This is a genomic window from Neobacillus niacini, from assembly GCF_023715785.1.
Taxonomy (GTDB): Bacteria; Bacillota; Bacilli; order Bacillales; family Cytobacillaceae; genus Neobacillus; species Neobacillus niacini_E.
Genome location: NZ_JAMBOX010000010.1, coordinates 23,863 through 47,647 on the forward strand (window position 1 = coordinate 23,863; position 23,785 = coordinate 47,647).

Sequence of the window (23,785 nt, forward strand, 5' to 3'; positions counted from 1 at the left end):
TGTGAAACGGTCAATAAGAGTGGTAAAAGTAAATTATTTGCTATATAGACTCTGATCAAATTTGATATATTTGAATATTAATAGCTTTCTTCATAATGTCCAAATGACAATTATGGTTAAGGTATCACTGTGACTTTTTACGGGATACTTGTGCTATTTAATATGAGAATACTATCTTAAGCAAGTGTTGTGCGCGGAATATGCGATTCACACTTGCTTTTTTTGTTGCAGAAAAAAATTATTTTAAGCGAGGGGATACCAAAATGGGTAAAGCACTTATTATCGGAGCCGGCGGCGTAGCATCGGTAGCAGTTCATAAATGCGTTCAAAACAGTGAAGTATTTGAAGAGATTTGCATCGCAAGCCGTACGAAATCAAAATGTGATGATCTTAAAGCAAAATTAGAGGGCACAACCACAACCAAGATTACCACTGCACAAGTAGACGCGGACAACGTGGATGAACTAATCGCGTTAATCAATGAAGTAAAGCCGGATATCGTCATGAACCTGGCATTGCCTTATCAAGATTTAACGATCATGGATGCATGTCTTGCTACGAAAACTCACTACATGGATACTGCTAACTACGAGCCTGAAGATACAGCGAAATTCGAGTACAAATGGCAGTGGGAATACAAAGAGCGCTTTGAAAAAGCCGGCATTACCGCGCTATTGGGCTCAGGCTTTGACCCAGGTGTAACTGGCGTATTCTCCGCTTATGCATTAAAACACTACTTTGATGAAATCGAATATATTGACATTCTTGACTGCAATGGCGGCGACCACGGCTATCCATTCGCAACTAACTTTAATCCGGAAATCAACATCCGTGAAGTTTCCGCTAACGGACGTTACTGGGCAAATGGCGAGTGGATTGAAACACAGCCAATGGAAATCAAGCGTACTTACAACTTCAAAGAAGTTGGCGAAAAGGATATGTACCTGCTTTACCATGAAGAGCTTGAATCCCTTGCAAAAAATATCCCTGGCCTGAAGCGTGCTCGTTTCTTCATGACATTCGGTCAAAGCTATTTGACACACTTAAAGGCGCTTGAGAATGTTGGCATGACTTCCATCGAGCCAATCGAATTCGAAGGCAAGCAAATCATTCCGCTTCAATTCTTGAAAGCAGTATTGCCGGATCCGGCTACCCTTGGACCACGTACTGTCGGTAAAACCAACATTGGCTGTATCTTCAAAGGGAAAAAGGACGGCAAAGATAAGACTTATTACGTCTATAATGTTTGCGATCACCAAGAGTGCTATCGCGAAGTTGGCTCACAGGCCATCTCTTATACAACTGGCGTTCCTGCCATGATTGGGGCCGCAATGATCCTGACTGGCAAGTGGAACAAACCGGGCGTATTCAATATTGAAGAGTTTAATCCAGATCCATTCATGGAAGAGTTGAACAAATGGGGACTTCCATGGGTAGAAGACTTCAATCCTGTGCTTGTGGATGAGCTGCCAGAAGACTCAAAACAGCCGGAGCTTGTTCGGTAACATGCGATTTGAAGAACTACCTACACCATGTTATGTAGTCGACGAGGCGCTTATCGAAAAAAACCTTAAAATCCTGAACGGTGTTATGGAACGGACAGGCGCGAAGATTGTATTGGCCCAAAAGGCTTTTTCGATGACAACCATGTATCCCCTCATTGGTAAGTATTTAAGCGGAACGACTGCAAGTGGTTTATACGAAGCACGGCTGGGCTATGAGGAAATGGGCAAAGAGAATCACGTCTTTGCCCCGGCCTATCGTGACGATGAAATCGATGAAATCATCGAGATTTGTGACCATATCATCTTTAATTCTTTTTCACAGTTGGAAAAGTTTAAAGAAAAGGCATTAAAGTCCGGCAGAAAAGTGGGCTTGCGCATTAACCCTGAATGCTCCACCCAAATTGGACATGCTATCTATGACCCATGTTCGCCTGGATCCCGATTTGGCGTCAAGGCAGGGGATTTCCGTCCGGATTTACTTGACGGTGTATCAGGGCTCCATTTCCATACCCTTTGCCAGCAGAACTCTGACGATTTAGAGACGACGCTTAATGCAGTGGAAGAACGATTTGGCGAATGGCTTCCGCAAATGGAATGGATTAATTTTGGCGGCGGCCACCATATTACAAGAGAAGACTACGATATTCCAAGATTGGAAGCTTGCATTAAAAGAATGCAAGAAAAGTATGGGTTGGAAGTATATCTCGAACCAGGCGAAGCGGTTGCGCTCAATGCCGGTTACCTAATAACCTCCGTTCTCGATCTGCATCGTAATGAAGTAGACATTGCGATTCTCGATACTTCGGCTACCTGCCACATGCCGGATGTTTTGGAAATGCCTTACCGCCCGCCATTATTCGGTTCTGGTGAAGCGGGCGAGAAACCATATACGTATCGCCTTGGCGGCCAAACCTGCCTTACAGGCGATGTCATCGGGGATTACTCATTTGATCAGCCGCTAAAGAGCGGCGACAGATTAGTATTTGGTGATATGGCGATCTACTCCATGGTAAAGAACACAACCTTTAACGGCATGCCGTTACCGGCCATTGCTGTTCGCGATAAAAACGGCGATTGCCAAGTCGTCCGTGAATTCGGCTATCAAGATTTTAAAATGCGGCTGGCTTAAATAGAATGGCCGCTTCTTTTTAAAGTCTATATACTTGTAAATCCAGCAGTTCCAAGTGAGCTGCTGGATTTTTTTTGAACAAGTCCCCCAAATCCTCATTTTTACAGTTCATTTCATACCTACCATTCCCCGGAAATTCACAAATTCTTCAATAAAGGAATAAAAAACCCAATTTTACTAAAACTTTAAGTGTATATACCATTTTAAGGGGTCCAACTATGAGCCATTCCTCCGTTTCTAATAATGAAAATGTCCTGCCTACTGCCGAGGATGATGCCACGTTCGAGGACCGGGCTGCCTTCATCCAGCGTGCATTTGGCAGTACCGAAGATTTAATGAAGGTTCCGCTCTCATTCAACAATAAACAAGGGGTCCTATTTTATTTAGCCGTTATTTCCGATTTGGAGAAAATTCAGCGAAGCATTTTATTTCCTTTAATGAAATATCGGGATCTAGAAGTTGAACAAATTCCACTTACTGCTGAAGCAAAAAGCAAAATCATGCTTAAAGATTCGATTTACACCTTGATTCAAGGTAATTCAATCGTTGTTCTTGAAGGGTGCGAGGAGCTTTATTCATTTAATACCGTGAAGGAAAATACCCGCAGCTCGGTTGAACCCGATAGTGAAAAAACGGTGCGAGGTTCACACATCGGATTTGTTGAAAACCTGTCAACCAACCTTGGCTTTATCAGACGGGGGATTGAAAGTAGACACCTAAGGATTCATTACGAGCGGATTGGCCAATACACAAACAACCAGATTGCGATTGTGTATATAGATGGAATCGCCAGCCCGGCACTCGTAAGGAAACTGAAGGAGCGAATTTCTACCCTGTCCATCGACATGACGTTTAGCCCCGGGTATTTGGAGGAGTTACTGGAGGATGTGCCATATTCCCCATTTCCTCATTTGCTTTATACTGAGAGGCCGGACAGGGCGATTGCCCAGCTTATTGAGGGTAGAATCGTAATCATGGCGGAAGGAAGCTCGGATGTGCTTGTTTTGCCTGTATCTTTTTTTTCCTTTTTTCAAACAACGGACGACTATAACAGCCGAATCATTACCGGTTCCTTTTTTCGTTTCCTGCGGTTAATTAGCTTTATTATTTCTTTATTGCTGCCCAGCTTATATATTGCTGTTATCGGTTTTCATTTTGAGATTATCCCGAAGGAAATTTTAGTACTAGTAAAAAACTCTGTCGAGAACATCCCGTTTCCGCCGCTTATCGAAGCGATGATTATGGCATTTACCATCGAGCTGATCCGGGAAGCGGGGATTCGTCTGCCAACGCCGATTGGGCAAACAATTGGTATTGTCGGTGGTCTGATTATCGGGGATGCTATTGTGTCAGCAGGCTTGGTGTCCAATATTATGGTGATCGTGATCGCACTGACAGCCATCTCTTCCTTTACGATTGCTTCTTATGAAATGAGCAATACCGTACGAATTTTAAACTATCCCATCATGCTTTCTGCAGCTACCTTCGGGTTTGTCGGAATCATTTTTTCTTTAATGTTTATCGTTGGCCACCTTTGCAAGCTGGAATCATTGGGAACTCCATACTTTACGCCACTTGCTCCGTTTAATATCAAAGGATTGAAGGATGCCATCATCCGCTTTCCGATTTGGTTGTTAAAAGATCGGCCGCGAGAATTACGTGTAAAAAATAAACGGCGACTCTATCGTCCAAGAAGATGGGAAAACAATGAAAATTGATACTCAAATAACTAAACTTCAGATGTTTACCTTTTTAATTCAAACGCAAATCGGGGTAGCCTTTCTGTCACTCCCCCATGAGATTCACAACTATGCCAAAGGGGATAGCTGGATGTCTCTCTTGCTTACGGGGGTGTTTATGGAGCTGTTTATTATTTTTTATATTCTTTTAACGAACCGGTTTCCCAAACAGCATTTATTCACTATCCTCGAATCTGTGCTGGGTAAGATCGTTGGCCGCTGCTTGACTCTTATTTATGCAGGCTACTTTTTATTAACTGGGACAACGATTCTCGTATTATTTGTCTCGATGTTAAAGAAATGGATGCTCATTTATACTCCTTATTGGGTCATCCTGTTATTGATGGTTTCTATTGGTATCTACATTGCCACTGAAAATTTGCAGGTGATTGCCAGATTTTCTTTTATAGCTACCATTGTTATTTTAACGTTTATCGTCGTTGCCCCCATCGCATTTAAAGATGGAAATCTTCATTATATTATGCCTGTGGGAGATGCCGGACTAATGAACATTATCAATGGGGCCGCACATGCCACGTTGGCATGGCAGGGAATGGAGCTCTTCCTTCTCATCGCCCCATTTGTCATTTCGACGGGCCGGGAAAAGATGAAAGTTTTTACTTTGGCAAACTTATTTATCACGCTTTTTTACGCATTCATCACCTTTACCTGCCTCATTTACTTCAGCGGGAATGAACTGGTGTTATTGCCTCAGCCTGTTCTTTATCTGTTAAAGTCGTTTTCTTTTACCATTATTGAACGACCCGACTTGGTGCTCATTTCCTTCTGGATTATTCTTGTCGGGACTTCGTTCATCAGCTATCTTTACGGCGCTTCCATGGCCGGTGCTTTTCTTTTTAAAAAATGGCCACGCCGGTCCTATGTCTATTTATCGGCTATTACATGTTTTGTGGCAGCCTTGTTTTTTAATAGTGTACAGGAAATCACGAAACTGACAAAGTATGTCACCTATACAGGTTTGATTTTCTTAATGGTCATTCCTGCAGCCCTGCTGTTCATCTCCTTTCTATTTCAGAAAAGGCAAAGGGGGGAAATCGATGTGGAAAACTAGCATGCGGTTTGTCTTAGTCATCTCCCTATCTGTTTTATTATGCGGCTGCTGGGACCAGCGACTGTTAAAGGAACAAAAATTAATCTTGCTGCTTGGATATGATTTGAATTCAAAGGGAGAAATCATCACCAGTACTACCTACCCAATCAGCAAAGGAAAAAGCGGAACGTCCAATGCGCCGGCAGCTCCGAAAAGTACGATTCTCTCTACCTCTGGTGAAACGGCAATGGATTCGTTGCTGCACGCCGACCTGAAAATCTCCGAGAGAATTGACATTTCCAAAGCCCATGTTATCCTATTCGGCGAAAAAGCCGCAAGAAAGGGAATTTACCCGGAACTTGATCATATTTACCGAAATCCCAAAGGCGCTTTAAGTTCGAAGGTTGCCATCATTGAAGGACAGGTCATAGATGCGGTCAGCATTAATCAGGAGGAGGCTGATTTAAACGCTCAGTATTATGATGAATTTTTAAAAAGCGGTATAGCGACTGGCTTTTACACGAATTATAATGTCCAATCCGTCCGCCCGCTACTGTTACATCACACGAAAGACCCCCTGCTGCCGCTCTTGAAACTGGATCGAAAGCACAAGCGTGCCGTTTCGGTCGGAATGGCGTTATTCAATAATGGAAAAATGACTGGAAAACTATCGATTCCAGAATCAAAAATGTACACACTGCTCAGCGGTGAGCAAAAACAAAAGATTTCTTTTTTTGTTAAATCCAGTCACCAGATCGGGAAGGGCCGAAAAAATGATGTAGTCGTAGAAATTCTGGGCGGCAGCCAAAAGACCACCGTTGAAGTGAAAAACAAGTCTGTATCCGCCCGCATCTCCGCTAAGCTTCAGTATCGTGTCACCGAGTATCCAAAGGATCAATTAACGGATCCGCAAGTAATGAGCAAATTAACTCATGATATCAAAACTGGGTTGATGAAGACAGCCGAATCGATGATCTCCCAATTGCAGATGGCCAATTGTGATGGCCTTGGGCTTGAGGAGGAATTAAGGGTCCATCACAACAAGCTTTGGAAAGAAAAATATAGAAACATCAACCTGAGGGAGGTCCCAATAAAGGCCGACCTTCAATTTGAGTTTATAAATTCCGGAATTATCAATTAGAGACATGGGAAGCAGGGATATGGTGCATGATGCTTAAATACCTATGCTGAAACGGGAGATGCCTAGCTGGCATCCCCCTATTTTCTAGAAAAAACATTATCGAGTAGGACAAATAATTATAACGTCCCCGCCATTCCCCCATCAATGTTCACCGACGTCCCGGTTACATAAGATGCTGCCTCTGAGACAAGGAAGCTAATGACTTTAGCAGCCTCGTCGGTATTTCCAACGCGGCCGAGCGGAATCCCACGGTCCATTTTGGAGAACTCCTCCCATGTTAATTCCGGTGCCTGCCGCTTCCACATCTTTTCGATTTGTTCGCTGCGAATCAAACCGATACAGACAGTGTTGACACGAATATTGTCCTTACCGAGGTCCTTACTCATCGCCTTTGTCAGTGCCATTCCTGCTGCCCGGCTGACCGATGTCGGCAATGACGACGCTGGTGGTGTTTTTCCGGAGATTGCGGTCACATTGACGATTGCCCCGCCACCTGCCTGACGCATATAGGGTGCAGCATAACGGGAACAATGAATCGCGCCAAACAGTTTTAAATCAAGATCCTGCTGCCAAAGGTCCGTTTCTACTTTTTCAAAGTGATGGGCTTGGGAAGTGCCGGCATTGTTAACCAAAATATCCAGTCTCCCATACTTTTCGACGGTCGCCCGGACCACTCGTTGGCAATCTTCTTCCTTGGTCACATCCGTGACGATGTACAAAACCTCTTTCCCTGTTTGTTCAAAAATGTAAGCGGCCGCTTCCTTTAAGCGGTCCTCACTTCTTGCGCAAATGGTTACTTCCGCACCTTCTTTTACTAAATGAAGTGCTGTTTCCAAACCGATTCCTTTGCTTGAGCCTGTAATAATGGCCACTTTTCCTTGTAAACCTAAGTCCATAATGATCCCCTTTCACGTAAGTGTCCATGTTTTTCCTTTAATTACTATTATCATACTTTCGAAATATTTTAACAAGTTGTCTGCCTTTGCATGTCCAACTGGTTTTGTCGAACTTTTGGAGAAATATCTGCCATCATTTTCGCATACATATGTAACCATTACATTTTTACCAGAGAGGAGGACTTTTCACATGGACTTCTGCATTTCTTGCGGGACAGAATTATCAATCATGGAAAGGAACCGAGCCGAATGCTGGGAGTGCAGGGACACGAAAACAACTGAAGCCTATTCCGAGGAGGATGGTTAGCTGCGATACTCCCAAAATTGTTGTTACTCTATGGTTGAATTAATTTTTAAAGAGAAGAGACACCAATTATGTTCTGGTGTCTCTTTCTTTTGTAAATATAGGACTCGCTCAAATTCTTCGCCTTAAAATATGAGTCAAAAGGACCGGTCTTGCAACCCAATTAATATGCTATGATAACAAAATATAGTCTAATTGGATGGAGGCGATGTCGGTGAGTCCCATACCAACTTTGAAAAAGAAGCGCCGTCTTTCTTGGCTAAAAGATAGGGATACCTTTACCGTTCTGCCAATGATTGTCGGTATGCTGTTTTTCGTGTTGACGTTTATTTTTTGGGGCATTTCCAAGCTGTTTGAAGAAAATTTCATTTTGTCGGAAATCTTCGGTGCCTTCAGCGCCGCCAGTATGTGCCTCTGCTTTTCGTTAATTTTTTCGGGATTAATGATTGGGACGAAGAACTGGTTTGGAAGGATTGCATCCTTTCTTGCAGCAGCTATCATTTTTTCTGCCGGCTATTCCTTTGTAGAAACCTCAATCCTTCTATTTAAGGATAAGACGGCTTTTGAATTGAAACAGTTTGAAGAATTAATCGCCGTACCTACACATGCAGAGTATGATGACGCTGATGTTGGTCCCGAATATGTAATGGAACTGCAATTTAACGACCTCACCATCGACGTCTATAACCAGGACATAACGAGGGCATATTACATAGAAAATCTCGCCGGAAAACCATTAGAAGTCCACTATCTCCCGAACAGCCGCTTCGCGGTAAGCGTGAAAAAACACCAAGAAAATTAGCTGTAGTTGGTTTTGTTCTCGCTAACAGTTTTATGGGGACAGTTCCACTGATTTGCCGACCCTGTTTGTCCTCACTAAGAAAAAGGAAAGCTCGTTTTCCGAGCTTTCCTTTTTGAACAGCTTTATAGTTCTTCCCCATTCGTCGCAATCACATTTTTATACCAATAGAACGACTTCTTGCGGCTCCGCTCCAATGTGCCACTGCCATCATCGTGCTTGTCGACATAAATGAAACCATAGCGTTTGGACATTTCGCCGGTGGAAGCACTGACTAAATCGATGCAGCCCCATGGAGTGTAACCCATTAGTTCCACGCCGTCTTCAATCGCCTCGGCCATTTGTTCGATGTGGTCGCGCAAGTATTGAATCCGGTAATCGTCATTAATCGAACCATCCGCCTCGACAACATCCTTCGCCCCTAAACCATTCTCGACAATAAATAAGGGTTTACGGTATCTGTCATAGAGTTCGTTCAGGGAAACCCTTAAACCGATCGGGTCAATTTCCCAGCCCCACTCGCTTGCTTTCAGGAATGGGTTTTTCACGCCGCCGATAATATTGCCTTCGCCTTGCTCTTCTGGAGATTTCACCTTCTTGTCCGTACGGGACATATAGTAGCTGAAGCTGATAAAATCAACCGGATGCTGCTTGAGCAATTCCAAATCGCCAGGCTGAATTTCAAGGTTGATATTATGTTCTTTAAAATAACGCTTAATGAATGCCGGGTATTCCCCTCTGACCTGGACATCGCCGCAGAAGTTGTTGAAGAAGCGGCTTTCCTGCAGGGCGTTCATGACATTTTCAGGGTTGCAGTCATAGGAATACGTAGGTGCATAAATCAGCATGCAGCCGATTTGCGCATCCGGAATGATTTCATGGCATGCTTTCACCGCCAAGGCGCTTGCCACAAATTGATGGTGATAAGCCTGGAAAGTAGGCTGGTACTTGTCTTCTTCCTTTTGAATGGCAAAGCCTAGGCCCATAATCGGCATGTGCAACCCGGAATTGATTTCGTTAAAAGTTAACCAGTACTTAACTTTATCCTTATAGCGCGTTAAAATTGTTCTTGCATAACGTTCAAAGAAAGTCACAACCTCGCGACTTCTCCAGCCGCCGTAATTTTCCACAAGATAAACCGGCATTTCATAGTGAGAGATGGTCACAAGCGGCTCGATGCCATACTTGTGCAATTCATCAAGTACGCGATCATAAAAAGCTAATCCTTCTTCATTTGGCTCCAGTTCATCCCCATTCGGGAAAATTCTCGTCCAGGCGATGGACAAACGGAACGTTTTGAAGCCCATTTCTGCAAACAAGGCAATATCCTCTTTATAGCGGTGATAGAAATCAATTGCCTCATGGTTGGGATACGTATATTTGTTTTCATGAATTTCAAAGTCAAATCCAGGTGTTGCCAGGATTTTCAGGCGCTCCTTGCCGCCAGGCAACACATCGGCAATGTTCAAGCCCTTATTGCCCTCGTGAAACCCGCCTTCCAATTGGTTTGCGGCGGTAGCGCCGCCCCATAAAAAACCTTCAGGAAATCTTGTCATTTTCCAATTCCTCCTTACGAGTTCTGGGGAAGCTTCTTCTGTTGTAAATGAGGCAGAAGAACCTTCCTTGTGATTTAATCGAGGTTTTCCCCGTTAGATGCAATAACCTGCTTGTACCAGCCGAAACTTTTCTTTTTCAAGCGCTTCAACGAGCCGTTTCCCTGGTTGTCTCTGTCGACATAGATGTAGCCGTACCGTTTTTTCATTTCGCCGGTTGAAGCGCTGACGATATCGATTGGCCCCCAGCTTGTGTAACCGAGGATTTCGACGCCGTCCTGAATCGCTTCGCCCATTTCGGCGATGTGCTTTCTCAAGTACTCGATGCGGTAATCGTCATGAATCTGTCCGTCCGGTGTTACCTCATCAACTGCACCCAATCCATTTTCCACAACGAATAATGGCTTTTGGTAGCGATCGTACAACTGGTTGCATGTATAGCGGAAGCCCTTCGCGTCGATCGGCCAGCCCCATTCCGATTTTTCCAGATATGGGTTTTCGACAGAAGCAAACACGTTGCCACTGCTAATTTGTTTTAACACTTCAGAGTCGGTACTTGTCGCCCGGCTGCCATAATAGCTGAAGCCGATGTAGTCAACCGTGCCTGTTTTCAACAGCTCTTCATCGCCCGGTTCCATTTCGATCGTCAGATTGTTTTCTCTGAAGAAACGCTTCGCATAGCCAGGATACTCACCGCGTGACTGAACATCGATAAAGAAGAAAGATTCACGGTCTTTTTCCATCGCCTTAAACATATCATCCGGATGACAAGTGTAAGGATAAGTCGCGCCGCCTGCAAGCATGCAGCCAATCATCGCATCCGGAATGATTTCATGGCACGCTTTTACCGCCAATGCGCTGGCAACCAACTGATGGTGCGCTGCCTGGTATTGAATTTGCACCTTATTGTCTCCTTCTTTAAACACAAGTCCCGCTCCTACAAACGGCAAGTGCAGCAGCATATTGATTTCGTTAAACGTCATCCAGTATTTCACTTTGTCTTTGTAACGTTTAAAGAGCGTCACGGCATATTTTTCGAATAATTCCACGAGCTTACGGTTTCTCCAGCTGCCATACTCTTTCACCAGGTGCACAGGTACGTCAAAGTGAGCGATTGTCACCACCGGCTCAATCCCGTATTTTAAACACTCATCAAATACATCATCGTAAAATTTTAACCCTGCCTCATTCGGCTTGGTTTCATCGCCATTTGGAAAAATCCGCGCCCAAGAAATCGACAAGCGAAATGATTTAAACCCCATCTCGGCAAACAACGCAATATCCTCTTTATAACGATGGTAAAAGTCAATTGCCTCGTGGGAAGGATAAAATTCACCTTCAACAGGCTCAAAGGAATCAAGATTACCTACTAAAACATCCCAACGTCTCTTGCCAGTTGGCATGAGGTCAACTGTTGTCAGCCCCTTGCCGCCTTCTAAATAACCGCCTTCCGCTTGGTTGGCAGCAATCGCGCCGCCCCATAGGAAGCCTTCAGGAAATTTCGTCATGTTCAAAACTCCTTTACTATTGTTTGGTGGTACCCGGTTACTGTCGGATAAACAACCTTTACTGTCGGATGGCACTCATTTACTGTCGTTTAGCACAATTTTTCTAATTAAACGGCCACAGAATTTGATTTCGCCTTAACCTCTAGTATGATGTCACCAGCTTTGACTGTTTTCTCACATCCTGGAACAATTTCGTACTGCGTATGGTTCGTCACAACAACTGGTGTTGTCACAGGATAGCCTGCAGCCTCAATTCCGGCAATATCAAACTCGATCAACAGCTGGCCTTTTTCAACGCGGGCGCCCTGAGTAGTATGGGCTGTAAAATGCTTGCCTTCCAATTGAACTGTGTCCATGCCAATATGAATTAAAATTTCAGCACCGTCATCCGTAGTAATCCCGATTGCATGGTTTGTTGGGAACAATGCAGAAACAGTACCGGAAACAGGTGAGAATAAATTGCCCTCAGATGGCTCAATTGCTACGCCTTTGCCAAGCGCTCCAGATGCAAATGCAGCATCTTTAATTTCGGCTAACGGCTTCACTTCGCCATTAAATGGGCTTGCAATGACTTCTTTTTTGCCTGTTTCCCCAGCAGGATTTTGATCAGCTTTCTTTTTTTCAGGAGCTGATGGTTCCGTTGTTGTTCCTTTTCCTAATCCAAATAAATAAGTGAGAACAAAACCAAGAATGAACGCTACAATGACAGCAATGACTGCCCCCCATAGTCCCATCGTAATTCCTTCTTTAGGGCTTATGAAGTTCGGGAAACCAAAAATACCCAGTCCGCCCAAAATGTAATTCTTCGAATTAAAGATGGCAGCGATGGCTCCACCGACGGCAGCTGCAATACAGCTAATGATGAACGGCTTTTTCTTAGGAAGCGTAATACCGTAAATCGCTGGTTCGGTAACACCGAAAAGACCGGAAATGAATGCTGGAATACTTAGTGTTTTAAGCTTCTTGTCTTTTGTTTTTAACCAAACGCCAAGAACAGCCCCTGTTTGCGCAAAGGATGCAGCAAAAATCAATGCCAGGATTGGATCTTCACCCATTACCATCATATTATTAATGGCAATCGGTACAAGGCCCCAGTGAAGGCCGAAAATAACAAATACTTGCCATAAAGCGCCAAGGAAAAGACCTGCGATGACAGGGCTTAGATTAATCAACCAAAGTGTTACTTGTCCAATTAGCTGACCTGCCCATGTGGCAACTGGTCCGATGACAAGGAATGTTAACGGAACAACAACAAGTAATGTAAAGAATGGCACCAAGAACGTTTTGACTACATCAGGAATGACTTTCGCAAGCCATTTTTCAACTTTAGCACCAACATAGGCGGCAAGAATAATCGGAATAACCGAAGATGCATAACTCATTAAAATAACTGGAATTCCCAAGAAGGTTATATGGACCGGTGATTGGAACATAGTCCCTTCAAACAAGGTGTACAATGGATCGCCCTGAGTTAAAGCTGACAGCGTCGGATAGACCAATGCGGCACCAATGGCCATCCCGATAAACTGATTTCCTTTGAACTTCTTGCTGGCTGTGAAACCAAGGAAGATCGGGAAGAAGTAGAACAACGCATCACCAACCGCGTTTAAGATTTGGTAGGTTCCTGATTTATCAGATAACCAGCCTAGTGCCAAGAACAATGCGTTAAAGCCTTTAATCATACCAGATGCGGCCAATACACCCAGAACAGGTGTAAAAATACCAGAAATGATATCGATAAATTTGTTAAATGCTCCTTGCTTTTTGCCATCCTCTTCCTCTTCGTCAACTGCCCCCTGAGCCTGGAAGCCGCCAACCGTTGTAACAGCCTTATAAACATCCGGCACATGGTTGCCGATAACCACTTGGTATTGGCCGCCGCTCTTCATAACGGTCACGACCCCATCCATATTTTTCAATACCTCTGTATTGGCTTTGCCTTCATCTTTTAACTTGAAGCGCAAGCGGGTGATACAGTGAACAACATTGTTAACGTTTTCTTTTCCGCCGACATTTTCAATAATGTCTTTGGCTAATTGTTCGTATTTCATTTTTCCCCCTACTTTCTTTAATTTTTCAATAAAAAAACCTGAGCCAATCCATATAACACCATTAAAAGTGTCAAACGGATTAGATCAGGTTATGCCCACTTAAGGTAACATTCCTTCCATTTTCGTTACTGAAAAACAAAAAAACCTAAACTGCACGCCAAAGTATGATGGCGGTTGCAATTTAGGTTTTGCCTGCATAATCAGTAACAATCCTAATAAAAAGGGTTGATATGAAGTTTATATTTATAATTTAGCATACGCTTTCATCAGTGTCAACAGTTACTTCGACAAATTTCGAGATATTCAGATTACTTTAGTTTATGCCGGTTGGTTACCCTATGGATATGAACTGTTAAATAGATTTCTTCATCCTTCGTCAGATTACAATGGAATTGATTATCTAAATAGGTGGCAATTTTCTCCGTACACGCATAAGCTTGTGAATATTTTTGCTTAATCTGCTCATAGAAAAATTGATCAACCGTCTCCTCCAATTTCTCTTTGCGGATAAATCGAATCGCAAAGAAGCGAAGATGGGTTAAAAATCGTTCGTAGTTAATCGAGCTCTCATCTAATTCCATTTTAAAATGATATTTGACAATGTTGAGAATCGTGTTGACCATTTCCGTGATTTGAATGGCAGCCGCCATATTTTCCCCTGAGAGCTGGCTGTTGACCAAATGCAGGGCGATTGCTGCCGCTTCGTCTTCTGTCAGGGTGATTCCGGTTTCTTGTTCAATAATGTCGATGGCCTTAATGGCAACTTGATATTCCGGCTTATAATATTTGCGGATTTCCCAAACAAGCGGATTTTTCAAATGAATTCCCTGTTTATGCCTGGTGATGGCAAAGCTGATGTGATCCGTTAACGCCACATATAAGTATTCATCCAATTTATAAGGCAGCTGAGACTGGGCATAGTCCAGGATTTTCGACGAAATGTTTAAATACACCTCAGATGTATCCTTCAATAATTTGGCAAGCTTTTCGGAAATTCCCTGGTTCTCCAAAACAAAGGTCTTTTCTATTTTAGACGTGTCGACCGACTCGCCGACCTTTTTTTGAAAAGCCAAACCCCGGCCCATGACGACAATTTCTTGTTTTGATTCATTTCTCGACACGACCACATTGTTGTTTAAAATCTTTTCTATTTTCATTTCCACTCGCCCTTGATTGAATTATTTGAAAAGTGTTGATAAAAATATAAAAAACCCAAATTTGAAAAAAGAATAACACTTCAGTCATTCTACCACAAACTTAGGTTTTGCCTGCCGAACAGTAACAATCCATATTAAAAATGAAAACGTTTCTAAGTCTGTTTTTAACATAGGGGTATCAGCATGTCAAGGAAAAGCAATCTAACGGTTCTCTGCTTCAGTTTAGATGTCAAATGGAAAGTCTCCTTATTTTTTCAATCCAGTCCTTAAAACTACCGTATTCTTCAGGATTAAATCCGAAGTGCTCCTTGATCAGGCGGATGGACTCACTTTCTTGATTATGAAATACTCCATCGGAATAGATCAGTTTTAAAAGCTCGGCTAGGACAATATTTTGGGAGCGTTCCGTTTTAAAAACGTTTAAAATCTCTTCGATTGCAAGGCCTTTAATTTTATAATCCTCCATCCCCACTTCCTTCTTATATTTACTAAGTATCGTGTTTTCAAATATCGAAAGATTTCCATCTATTGATGCGATTATTTCAGCCAACTCTAGAAATGCCTGTTGCTCCTCTTGATTAAGTTCTGCCAGGAACATGATTGATCTCCCCTTAACATCTAGTACTACAATTATATACCAAAACCATGGGGACTGTTCTACTGATTCTATTTCCAAAATTTGTACCATGAGAACCGTCCCCGCGGTCTTGTATTTTTTTAGAATTTAGCGTAGTCTGAATATTATATTAATAATGGGAGATGAGGTTTGGTAATGAAACAAGATATTGCCTTTATTGAAAAAGAAGAATTAAAGGTCAAACCTGATTCCGCTGCACTTGGTTTCGGGAAGTATTTTAGCGATTACATGTTTGAGATGGATTACCATGCCGACCTCGGCTGGCATGACCCGCGGATTGTTCCTTATCAGCCATTGACACTTGATCCGGCCGCAATGGTTTTCCACTATGGACAGGCTATCTTTGAAGGACTGAAGGCATATAAGGCACCGGATGGATCGGTTCAGCTATTTCGGCCAGAAAAAAATATGAAACGTTTGAACGGCTCCTGTGACCGGCTTTGTATTCCACAAATAGATGAGGAGTTTCTTCTATCGGCGATTAAACAATTACTTATCGTGGAAAAGGATTGGATTCCGGAGGGTGAAGGGACTTCCCTCTACATTCGCCCGTTTATTTTTTCCACCGAGCCCTACCTTGGGGTTCGGCCTGCTCGGGAATATAAATTGTTAATTATTCTTTCACCTTCTGGCGCTTATTACGGTGACCAATTAAGCCCTGTTAAGATTTATGTAGAAGAGCAATACGTCCGGGCGGTGATTGGGGGCGTCGGCCATGTAAAGACTGCCGGAAATTATGCCGCCAGCTTGAAAGCCCAAGAAGCAGCGGAGGCAAATGGATACGCACAAATTCTTTGGCTTGATGCGAAAGAGAATAAATATGTTGAAGAAGTTGGCAGCATGAATATTTTCTTCAAAATAAATGGCGAAGTGGTCACCCCGAAATTGAATGGCAGCATTTTGCCTGGCGTGACGCGTGATTCAGTTATTGAATTATTAAGGCATTGGGAACTGCCTGTCCGCGAAGTCAAAATCTCCATTGAAGGAATTTTCAAGGCACATGAACGAGGGGAACTTGAGGAAGTGTTCGGTGCCGGCACAGCAGCCGTCATCTCGCCAGTTGGGCAATTAACGTGGAACGGCAGGACCATTACGGTTAATGATCAAAAAATCGGACAGCTGTCAAAACGCATATATGATGCGATTACAGGCATCCAGTACGGGAAACTGGAAGATCCGTTTGGATGGACAGTTAAAGCAGATGCTGTTGAAGTTTAACATTTCTGCTAAAAAGTGCCTGGCTTCCGTTGTTTATACAGCGGAGGTCAGGCACTTTTTTCTAACTATATTTTTTAAAAATCAGGGAAGCATTATGGCCGCCAAATCCCAGTGAGTTTGATAGAACTACATCGATTTCTTTCTTCCTCGCTGTATTGGGGACATAGTCCAAATCAAGCTGTTCATCAGGTGTTTCGTAATTAATCGTCGGCGGGATAATCCCCTCCTTGATGGCCAATAGCGAAAAGATCGCCTCAATGGCCCCGGTAGCCCCAAGCAAATGTCCTGTCATCGATTTCGTTGAACTGATGGCCAACTGGTAGGCATGCTCCTTGAAAACCTCCTTGATGGCGAGCGTTTCATACAAATCATTATAAAAAGTCGACGTTCCATGTGCATTGATATAGTCAACCTGATTCGGTGAAATTCCGGCATCTGCCAATGCCTGCTTCATCGCTCGCTGAGCCCCCTCTCCTTCCGGTGCCGGAGTCGTAATATGGTGGGCATCCCCTGTCGCCCCATACCCAATCAGTTCTCCATAGATGCTGGCGCCCCTCTCCAGCGCATGCTCCAACTCTTCTAAAATAAGAATTCCTGCACCTTCACCGATCACGAACCCATCACGATTTTTATCAAAAGGCCTGCTTGCGTTGTGATGATCGGGATTTTTCGAAAGCGCAGTCATATTGGAAAACCCAGCAACAGTCATCTCAGTAATCGTCGCCTCGGTACCGCCGGAAATCATCAGGTCGGCATCCCCGTTTTGAATCACCCGGAAGGCATCACCAATCGAGTTGGCTCCAGATGCACATGCGGTAACCGAGCAATTGTTAATCGCTTTTGCGCCCAATTCGATGGAAACCTGCCCTGCGGCCATGTCGGGAATAAACATCGGAATCGTAAATGGATTGACCCGTCTTTGGCCTTTCTCAATAAACTTTCGGTGCTGCTCCTCGAACTCGCCCAAGCCGCCAATACCGGAACCAATCCAAACCCCTGCCCTTTCGGCGGGAATATCGACGCCAATTTCAATGCCTGCATCCTTTACGGCCATCTTGCTTGCGGCCACTGCAAATTGGCTGTAACGGCCTATCCTTCTCGCTTCCTTTTTATCCATAAATTCTTCGGGTGAAAATCCTTTTACTTCCGCTGCAATTTTGACATCGACTTTGTCTGTATCAAAGATGGTGGCAGGCCCGATTCCGGACACCCCGTTTTTAATATTTTCCCATGTGGTCACAACATCATTGCCTAACGGTGTCACTGCCCCTAACCCGGTAATCACGACTCTTTTTTTCATTTCCAATCCCTCTCCATTTCCTATACTCTTGCCGATTCCATTGGATTCATTGTAAGGTGTATGGTGTTAAACCGCAAATAATCAAGCATTTGGTTTCTGCATTAATTGTAGGTTGCATAACCGAAGCGCGGCAACTGCTTACCCGCAATTTTTGTGCCGGACCATGTATGCGGTACATCTACAAACTGCTGATAGGCTGGAAGACGATTCTGACGGAAATCCTTGGGCGTATAAAGCTGTCGCCAATAAAACTCCCATTCGCCATCCAGATTGATGATATTTTCTTTTGAAAGCTCGGAAACCTTTATCACTCCGTTATAAGCGGCGTGATTTGTGTCTACTGATACTAAAGGGATTGTTAAAAAAACACTAGTGATGACGAAAATTGTGAATACAGCAGGTAATTTCCACTTCATCAAAAACACCCTTTACCAAAAAACTCCATCCCGGCTCAATAGTACCATGGTTCGACACTGATGGTCATTGATTTTGGATAGTATTGGAAGTTTATGCGACCATTGTGCTATATTTTAGATAGGTTGAGAGATTTGTTTTTGAAGGAGGAATGTCCTATGAGGTCTTTCACTATTTTAATCGTCGAAGATGATTGTTCGACTAATGAAATTTTGCGTCTTTATCTTGAGCGGGAAGGATTTTCAGTGTTCTCTTCAACAAATGCGGCAGATGGTTTGAAACTAATGGAAGAAATAACTCCTACTATTGTTTTGCTCGATCTAAAGCTGCCGGATAAAAGCGGATTTGACCTTGCCCGCAAGTATCGGGAACGTTCAGATGGCATTCTGATCTTTATTACCGGTGAAAAAACCAAAACCTCCATCCTTCAAGGGTTTGAAATTGGCTGTGATGACTATATCACCAAGCCGTTTGATCCCCCTGAGGTAATAGCCAGAATCAAGGCTAACCTCAGAAGATTAACTCCTCAGGCTTCTAATATCTTGACTCTCGGTAATCTTACCATCAATTTTTCTGATAAAACCGTCTACAAAAATGGAAAACTTCTCGAGCTTTTCACCAAAGAAAAACGGCTGCTTTTCTATTTAGCCCGGCATCCCAATCAAATTTTTAGTGCCGAGCAGTTATATGAGCTGTTATGGGGATACAGTTCCGATGCAGACTTAAAAACAGTGCTTGTCAATTTAAGCACACTCCGGAAAAAGATTGAGGATGACCCAAAAAGTCCGCAATATATTCAAACGATAAGGGGTTTCGGCTATAAATTTTTCTGCCCGATGCCTTTTTCTAAACTATAAAAATCACTTTTTTGATAAATAAAAATCTTCCATTTTTTAACCTGTTTTTAACCTATTTGCTATATCGTAGAAGTAGTACATTCGTAGTAGTAAATGTAGGAAGACTGAAAAATGGAAGGAGTGGCAGTTCCATGCTAGACCAGGAATGGATTAAACTCATTATAGAAGCAAAGCAATTGGGCCTGACAATTGAAGAAATTAAAGAGTTTTTAACGCAAAATTCAAACAGGGATAGCCAGGTGTTGACGAAGTAACAATGTGTGGGGATTGCCCCTTTCGTACCCGACTCCTGCTGCGCCCATTGACAGCACTTCCATCCTGTTGTATCCTTTAAAGGTAAATATTGTTTTTCTGTAAAAGGAGTATGTTTTATGTTAGGTGTCGTTCTTAACTAATCCAATCAATTGGATAGAGTCATTCCCATCAGGCCTTTTCGTTTTTTTAAAATCAGACGATGAAGGTTTATTTGATGATGGTTTGGGAATGAGGTTAAGAACAATGGCAGACATAGGCATACATTCTTTCTTCCAATGCTGCTGTGTACATTTTTTGTAGACAGTTTTTATTTTGGATTAATTTAGGTATGGACATGGGCGGTAGTCAACTCCCCCATGTATTAAAGCCGCAATGACATTGTTCATTGCGGCTATTTTTATTTTAGGAGGAATTCAAGTTGAATCAGCATACATTTAACACTTTGGAATTCAATAAAATCAAGGACGCCATCGCCCAATATGCATTGACGAAAGAAGGCAGAGCTAAAATCGAGCGCCTTACACCTTCTTCTAATAAACGACAAATCGAAGCATGGCTGGATGAAGTATCGGAAGCAGTCGAGATTTTGAAAAAGAGCGCCAGCGTCCCGGTTCACGGGTTGGACGGAATGGAGCAGCTACTGGGGAATCTGAATAAAGGGGCCGTGTTAAAGGCTGATTTGTTCATGAAGCTTTATGATTTCTTAGATTGCTGCGGCAAGATGCGCCGATATATGAAGGATAAGGAATATATTGCACCACGGGTTTCTGCCTATATCGATGTAATCGATGAGCTGCCCGGTCTGGCGAGTGAAGTCATCCGCTGCATCCGCAATGGCCGGGTTGATGACTATGCGAGCAAGGAATTATTGAAAATCAGAAAACAAATCTCGATTCAGGAGGAGCGGTTAAAGGAAAAAACGCTCCAGCTGGTGCGCTCCAACAAGTATAAGGTGTATCTGCAGGAAAATGTCGTGAGCCAACGGAATGGACGTTATGTGATTCCGATTAAAAAAGAGTACCGCACAAAAATAAAAGGAACCGTGCTAGACTCTTCTGCCTCTGGTGCCACCCTGTTTATCGAGCCGGAAGAAATTGCGACTTTTCAAGATCAATTAACCTGGCTGCTGGCCGACGAAGAAATCGAAGAGCAAAAGGTGTTGAGCTACCTGACCGGCCTGGTCGAGGAACAGGAACATCAACTCCGCTTGGCAGTTGAAACGATGGTCCATTATGACTTTTTATTCGCCAAGGCCAAGTATAGCCGAGCAATCAAAGGAACCAATGTCGGTATCAATGAATCTGGTGAAATTCAATTGATTGAAGCACGGCACCCGCTTTTGGGAGAAAAAGCAGTCCCGCTATCGGTTCAATTGACCGGAGAGCAGCAGGCGCTTGTGATTACCGGGCCAAATACAGGCGGTAAAACGGTGACGATCAAAACAGTCGGATTGTTAACGTTGATGGTGCAATGCGGCTTGCACATTCCGATCGCAAAGGAGAGCAGGATCAGTATCTTTGAACGTATCCTCGTCGATATCGGTGATGGGCAAAGCATTGCCGACAATCTGAGTACGTTTAGCTCAAGGATCGTCAATATTATAGAAATTTTAAAAGAAGCCAACCACCGGACCCTGGTACTGCTGGATGAACTCGGTTCTGGCACGGACCCAGGTGAAGGAATGGGTTTGGCAACCTCCATCCTCGAGATGCTGTATGATAAAGGCGCCGTCATTTTTGCAACAACCCATTACAGCGAGATCAAAGAATTTGCCGAGATACATGAAGGATTTATTAACGGTTCGATGGAATTTGATTTGACCACTTTAAGCCCAACTTACCGGTTAATTATTGGCCGCGGTGGCGAGAGCCAAGCGTTTGCTATCGCCTTAAAGCTGGGCATGCATCCAAAAATCATTGAACGTGCCCACGCCATTACCTATAAAGAAGAGAAAGAGTATCAAATCGAGGCAATGGACGCCTGGAAGCGGCGTGACTTGGAAAAACAAATCATCATCAATAAGTCTAAAGACAAACCGAAGGCCGTGAAGACAGAAACGAAAGTAACGCACTACTGCCAAGGAGATAACGTAAAAATCTCGCCTAGCGGTGAGTTTGGCATTGTTTATACGGGACCGGACCCACTTGGAAACTATGTTGTCCAGATGAAAGGCGAGAAGCAGACGGTCAACTATAAACGAATCAGCCTTTACATCGCTGCCAGCGAACTTTATCCGGAAGACTATGATTTTGACATTATTTTTGAAACGAAAGAAAATCGCAAGAAAAGCAAAATTCTCTCAAAACGACATGACGAAAACATCACGATTGAACATGATTGAAACAAAGGGACGGTTTGCTCTTCAATGGAAGCAGCGAACCGTCCCTAGCTTCATTGAACCGTAAATGGAAGAACCCATTTCCCTTCGACTCCACCTGTCCTCTCGATGACCAACCGATAGTCACCGGCTCCTTCAAGCGGCGGAAAAAGGATATCCCCCGTTCCTGCCTTAGTAAATCCGCTGGTTCTAAAACCGCTGGAAAGGAATGGATAACGGGTGCCGTCTGAGGCTTTTTCAAGGTACATTTCCAAATTTTCTTGTACGACGGATTTTTTATATTGTGCTGTATAGTCTAACTTTGTTGAACTTGGGGTCAATGTTACCTTGTTAAGCTTTATTACTACTTCCTCATTAGATACAGTGGCTCCTGGATGAATCGTTTTCTCGGCATCCCGCCATTCCTGCACCCATTCCATCGTCCAAGGCCCTGTCTTATTTGTTGAAAAATCGGCCTTGTCACTCGTCCAATTCAATGCCCCTATTTCTAACTGAAACCGGACACCAAGAGTGCGCAGCCAGCCCGGTACAGCAGAAAATTCAATATTTCCCTTATAAGTATTGGTATCCAAACTCACGCTATAGGACTTGTCACGGGGTATACCAAATTGATCGACCAATCTTATATTCTCCGGCATCCAGCTGCCTTTCTCTGCATAAGGCTTTACCTCCGGAGGATATAGTTGGAAAAATACAACGGTGCGGTTGCTGTCGGCATAGGTTCCGAGGATGTCGATACGGAACCGATCAACCGTTGCTGTCAGCTGCTGCGCCTGAATATTCCCTTTTTCCGCCTCCCGCAGGAGGCCGACATCCTGTTCGGAAATAAGATGATCCGCAAATGGGATGGACTGGACGGCCGCAAAGGCAAATGCCTGCCATCTTGGAATAGCATGGAAACTTAATTTCAGCAGGCCAAACACCAATACTAGTGCAGCTGCAGTAAGAAACATTTTTTTTACCGTTTGGTGCCAAGATTTTGTTTTTGAGTGCACCCTAACACTTGTGTCCGGCATGGCATCACCTTCTGCCATGGCTTGTTCCGCCATTTTTGCAAAATCAGGATAGTGGCTGATTTCTTTTTGAAAATAGGTTCTTAGCCTGTTTTCAACCTTTAATTCAGCAGGGTCCCTTCCTGTCCCAAATCTAGCAGGGTCATGATTCATGTTTTGTCCGCTCCTTTCCAAAGTGGTGCTTATATTCCTTTGGCAGCCGCTTACGGATCGATTTAAGTGTCCGGTGAATTCGCGATTTAATCGTTCCTTCCCGCATCCCGGTGATTTCGGCCATCTGCCGAAAAGTTAAATCTGCCGAATAATGCATCGCAAGCAAATGGCGGTCATCCTCCGCTACTGTTTGAAGAAGCCAGTCAATTTCACCGCGGTCATCTACCTTCTGATAGGACGAATGCACATCCGAGCTCTTCCACTCCAAGTCTTGAAGCGTTTCTTGGGAAGCGGTTTTTCTTTTATCAAGAAAGACATGCCACAATATTCGGAAAAACCAGCCCTTCAGGTTCACACGGACATCTTTGCCAGATTTCCAGGTCCGCAAGAATGCTTCCTGCACAATATCTTCTGCTTCATCCCTATTTCCGGCCCAATACAGTGCCAAGCGAAACGCTTCGGGGCCCACATCCTCACAAAACCTAGTGAATTCCACTGGGCTATTTATGTTATAACCGTTATTTTGAATACCCAATCAGAAACCACATCCCCCTCAATAGCCTTCTATAAAGTACGACCTTATTAATTGTAAAATCGTTGCATGAATTTGAAAAAATGATAAAAGAACCGAGCATCCGATTTCTACCATTTTTCAAAGATATCTACAAATTTTTAATGGATATCTACAATTATTCAAATATATCTACAAATTTATAGCGGATATCTACAATTTTTTAATATATCTACAAAGTTCACAATTTAGACAA

General features: G+C 43.5%; 20 protein-coding genes. 10 read left to right on the top strand and 10 right to left on the bottom strand.

Features of this window, described 5'->3' with window-relative positions; genetic code table 11:
• Positions 1 to 263 precede the first annotated feature (263 nt).
• From M3234_RS17470 to M3234_RS17490, 5 genes are all read left to right on the top strand, one after another.
• Positions 264 to 1,505 carry a saccharopine dehydrogenase family protein gene (locus M3234_RS17470; protein ID WP_262305936.1) on the top strand — a complete coding sequence of 414 codons (1,242 nt, stop codon included), beginning with the start codon at positions 264 to 266 and terminating at the stop codon, positions 1,503 to 1,505.
• Between the two features lies 1 nt (position 1,506).
• A complete protein-coding gene (gene nspC, locus M3234_RS17475) occupies positions 1,507 to 2,634 on the top strand; it encodes a carboxynorspermidine decarboxylase (protein WP_262305937.1) in 1,128 nt (375 codons plus the stop codon).
• A gap of 218 nt (positions 2,635 to 2,852) precedes the next feature.
• The gene (locus M3234_RS17480) at positions 2,853 to 4,352 is read left to right on the top strand and encodes a spore germination protein (RefSeq protein ID WP_262305938.1); all 1,500 of its coding nucleotides are present in this window, start codon (positions 2,853 to 2,855) and stop codon (positions 4,350 to 4,352) included.
• Positions 4,342 to 5,445 carry a GerAB/ArcD/ProY family transporter gene (locus M3234_RS17485; protein WP_262305939.1) on the top strand — a complete coding sequence of 368 codons (1,104 nt, stop codon included), beginning with the start codon at positions 4,342 to 4,344 and terminating at the stop codon, positions 5,443 to 5,445. Before M3234_RS17480 ends, M3234_RS17485 begins: the two co-directional genes overlap by 11 nt.
• Positions 5,432 to 6,565 (top strand): Ger(x)C family spore germination protein, encoded by a 1,134-nt coding sequence (locus M3234_RS17490; protein ID WP_262305940.1) that lies wholly within the window; start codon positions 5,432 to 5,434, stop codon positions 6,563 to 6,565. The genes M3234_RS17485 and M3234_RS17490 overlap by 14 nt, the downstream gene beginning before the upstream one ends.
• A 116-nt stretch (positions 6,566 to 6,681) precedes the next feature.
• Here the strand turns inward: M3234_RS17490 and M3234_RS17495 are convergent, their stop codons facing one another.
• The gene (locus tag M3234_RS17495) at positions 6,682 to 7,461 is read right to left on the bottom strand and encodes an SDR family NAD(P)-dependent oxidoreductase (protein ID WP_262305941.1); all 780 of its coding nucleotides are present in this window, start codon (positions 7,459 to 7,461) and stop codon (positions 6,682 to 6,684) included.
• Between the two features lie 518 nt (positions 7,462 to 7,979).
• Here M3234_RS17495 and M3234_RS17500 point away from each other — a divergent pair.
• Positions 7,980 to 8,567 (top strand): hypothetical protein, encoded by a 588-nt coding sequence (locus M3234_RS17500; RefSeq protein ID WP_262305942.1) that lies wholly within the window; start codon positions 7,980 to 7,982, stop codon positions 8,565 to 8,567.
• 122 nt (positions 8,568 to 8,689) lie between these two features.
• Here the strand turns inward: M3234_RS17500 and M3234_RS17505 are convergent, their stop codons facing one another.
• The 5 genes from M3234_RS17505 to M3234_RS17525 form a co-directional block, all read right to left on the bottom strand.
• On the bottom strand, positions 8,690 to 10,120 hold the full coding sequence (locus tag M3234_RS17505; RefSeq protein ID WP_262305943.1) for a glycoside hydrolase family 1 protein: 1,431 nt from the start codon (positions 10,118 to 10,120) through the stop codon (positions 8,690 to 8,692).
• Positions 10,121 to 10,194: 74 nt separating this feature from the next.
• Complete coding sequence (gene ascB, locus M3234_RS17510) at positions 10,195 to 11,625, bottom strand: 6-phospho-beta-glucosidase (protein ID WP_262305944.1); 1,431 nt, start codon at positions 11,623 to 11,625, stop codon at positions 10,195 to 10,197.
• Positions 11,626 to 11,732: 107 nt separating this feature from the next.
• Positions 11,733 to 13,676: a beta-glucoside-specific PTS transporter subunit IIABC gene (locus M3234_RS17515; RefSeq protein ID WP_262305945.1), complete on the bottom strand. Its 1,944-nt coding sequence runs from the start codon at positions 13,674 to 13,676 to the stop codon at positions 11,733 to 11,735.
• 308 nt (positions 13,677 to 13,984) lie between these two features.
• The gene (gene licT, locus M3234_RS17520; protein WP_262305946.1) at positions 13,985 to 14,833 is read right to left on the bottom strand and encodes a BglG family transcription antiterminator LicT; all 849 of its coding nucleotides are present in this window, start codon (positions 14,831 to 14,833) and stop codon (positions 13,985 to 13,987) included.
• 229 nt (positions 14,834 to 15,062) lie between these two features.
• The gene (locus tag M3234_RS17525; RefSeq protein WP_262305947.1) at positions 15,063 to 15,521 is read right to left on the bottom strand and encodes a hypothetical protein; all 459 of its coding nucleotides are present in this window, start codon (positions 15,519 to 15,521) and stop codon (positions 15,063 to 15,065) included.
• Positions 15,522 to 15,605: 84 nt separating this feature from the next.
• Here M3234_RS17525 and M3234_RS17530 point away from each other — a divergent pair, with 84 nt between their 5' ends.
• On the top strand, positions 15,606 to 16,688 hold the full coding sequence (locus M3234_RS17530; RefSeq protein WP_262305948.1) for a branched-chain amino acid aminotransferase: 1,083 nt from the start codon (positions 15,606 to 15,608) through the stop codon (positions 16,686 to 16,688).
• A 61-nt stretch (positions 16,689 to 16,749) separates the two neighbouring features.
• Here M3234_RS17530 and fabF read toward each other — a convergent pair whose 3' ends face one another.
• Together fabF and M3234_RS17540 are read right to left on the bottom strand one after the other, a co-directional pair.
• On the bottom strand, positions 16,750 to 17,988 hold the full coding sequence (gene fabF / locus M3234_RS17535; RefSeq protein WP_262305949.1) for a beta-ketoacyl-ACP synthase II: 1,239 nt from the start codon (positions 17,986 to 17,988) through the stop codon (positions 16,750 to 16,752).
• A 101-nt stretch (positions 17,989 to 18,089) separates the two neighbouring features.
• The gene (locus M3234_RS17540; protein ID WP_262305950.1) at positions 18,090 to 18,404 is read right to left on the bottom strand and encodes a hypothetical protein; all 315 of its coding nucleotides are present in this window, start codon (positions 18,402 to 18,404) and stop codon (positions 18,090 to 18,092) included.
• A gap of 156 nt (positions 18,405 to 18,560) precedes the next feature.
• On the opposite strand from M3234_RS17540, the gene M3234_RS17545 reads away from it, so the two are divergent.
• The 3 genes from M3234_RS17545 to M3234_RS17555 all read left to right on the top strand — a co-directional run bounded on the left by M3234_RS17545 (position 18,561) and on the right by M3234_RS17555 (position 21,855).
• Positions 18,561 to 19,259 (top strand): response regulator transcription factor, encoded by a 699-nt coding sequence (locus tag M3234_RS17545; protein WP_262305951.1) that lies wholly within the window; start codon positions 18,561 to 18,563, stop codon positions 19,257 to 19,259.
• A gap of 131 nt (positions 19,260 to 19,390) precedes the next feature.
• Complete coding sequence (locus M3234_RS17550; RefSeq protein ID WP_262305952.1) at positions 19,391 to 19,513, top strand: anti-repressor SinI family protein; 123 nt, start codon at positions 19,391 to 19,393, stop codon at positions 19,511 to 19,513.
• Positions 19,514 to 19,932: 419 nt separating this feature from the next.
• A complete protein-coding gene (locus M3234_RS17555; RefSeq protein WP_262305953.1) occupies positions 19,933 to 21,855 on the top strand; it encodes an endonuclease MutS2 in 1,923 nt (640 codons plus the stop codon).
• Positions 21,856 to 21,905: 50 nt separating this feature from the next.
• On the opposite strand, the gene M3234_RS17560 is transcribed toward M3234_RS17555, so the two are convergent.
• Positions 21,906 to 23,018 (bottom strand): hypothetical protein, encoded by a 1,113-nt coding sequence (locus M3234_RS17560; RefSeq protein ID WP_262305954.1) that lies wholly within the window; start codon positions 23,016 to 23,018, stop codon positions 21,906 to 21,908.
• Positions 23,008 to 23,553, bottom strand: coding sequence for an RNA polymerase sigma factor (locus M3234_RS17565; RefSeq protein WP_262305955.1), 546 nt, complete (start codon positions 23,551 to 23,553; stop codon positions 23,008 to 23,010). Before M3234_RS17565 ends, M3234_RS17560 begins: the two co-directional genes overlap by 11 nt.
• Between the last annotated feature and the right edge of the window lie 232 nt (positions 23,554 to 23,785).

Coding starts and splice junctions, on each gene's coding strand:
- M3234_RS17495 (WP_262305941.1), bottom strand. CDS start 7,461: ATGGACTTAGGTTTACAAGGAAAAGTGGCCATTATTACAGGCTCAAGC.
- M3234_RS17470 (WP_262305936.1), top strand. CDS start 264: ATGGGTAAAGCACTTATTATCGGAGCCGGCGGCGTAGCATCGGTAGCA.
- M3234_RS17540 (WP_262305950.1), bottom strand. CDS start 18,404: ATGAAGTGGAAATTACCTGCTGTATTCACAATTTTCGTCATCACTAGT.
- ascB (WP_262305944.1), bottom strand. CDS start 11,625: ATGACGAAATTTCCTGAAGGCTTCCTATGGGGCGGCGCGATTGCTGCC.
- M3234_RS17550 (WP_262305952.1), top strand. CDS start 19,391: ATGCTAGACCAGGAATGGATTAAACTCATTATAGAAGCAAAGCAATTG.
- fabF (WP_262305949.1), bottom strand. CDS start 17,988: ATGAAAAAAAGAGTCGTGATTACCGGGTTAGGGGCAGTGACACCGTTA.
- M3234_RS17560 (WP_262305954.1), bottom strand. CDS start 23,018: ATGAATCATGACCCTGCTAGATTTGGGACAGGAAGGGACCCTGCTGAA.
- nspC (WP_262305937.1), top strand. CDS start 1,507: ATGCGATTTGAAGAACTACCTACACCATGTTATGTAGTCGACGAGGCG.
- M3234_RS17485 (WP_262305939.1), top strand. CDS start 4,342: ATGAAAATTGATACTCAAATAACTAAACTTCAGATGTTTACCTTTTTA.
- M3234_RS17525 (WP_262305947.1), bottom strand. CDS start 15,521: ATGGTACAAATTTTGGAAATAGAATCAGTAGAACAGTCCCCATGGTTT.
- M3234_RS17505 (WP_262305943.1), bottom strand. CDS start 10,120: ATGACAAGATTTCCTGAAGGTTTTTTATGGGGCGGCGCTACCGCCGCA.
- M3234_RS17545 (WP_262305951.1), top strand. CDS start 18,561: ATGAGGTCTTTCACTATTTTAATCGTCGAAGATGATTGTTCGACTAAT.
- M3234_RS17490 (WP_262305940.1), top strand. CDS start 5,432: ATGTGGAAAACTAGCATGCGGTTTGTCTTAGTCATCTCCCTATCTGTT.
- M3234_RS17530 (WP_262305948.1), top strand. CDS start 15,606: ATGAAACAAGATATTGCCTTTATTGAAAAAGAAGAATTAAAGGTCAAA.
- M3234_RS17480 (WP_262305938.1), top strand. CDS start 2,853: ATGAGCCATTCCTCCGTTTCTAATAATGAAAATGTCCTGCCTACTGCC.
- M3234_RS17515 (WP_262305945.1), bottom strand. CDS start 13,676: ATGAAATACGAACAATTAGCCAAAGACATTATTGAAAATGTCGGCGGA.
- licT (WP_262305946.1), bottom strand. CDS start 14,833: ATGAAAATAGAAAAGATTTTAAACAACAATGTGGTCGTGTCGAGAAAT.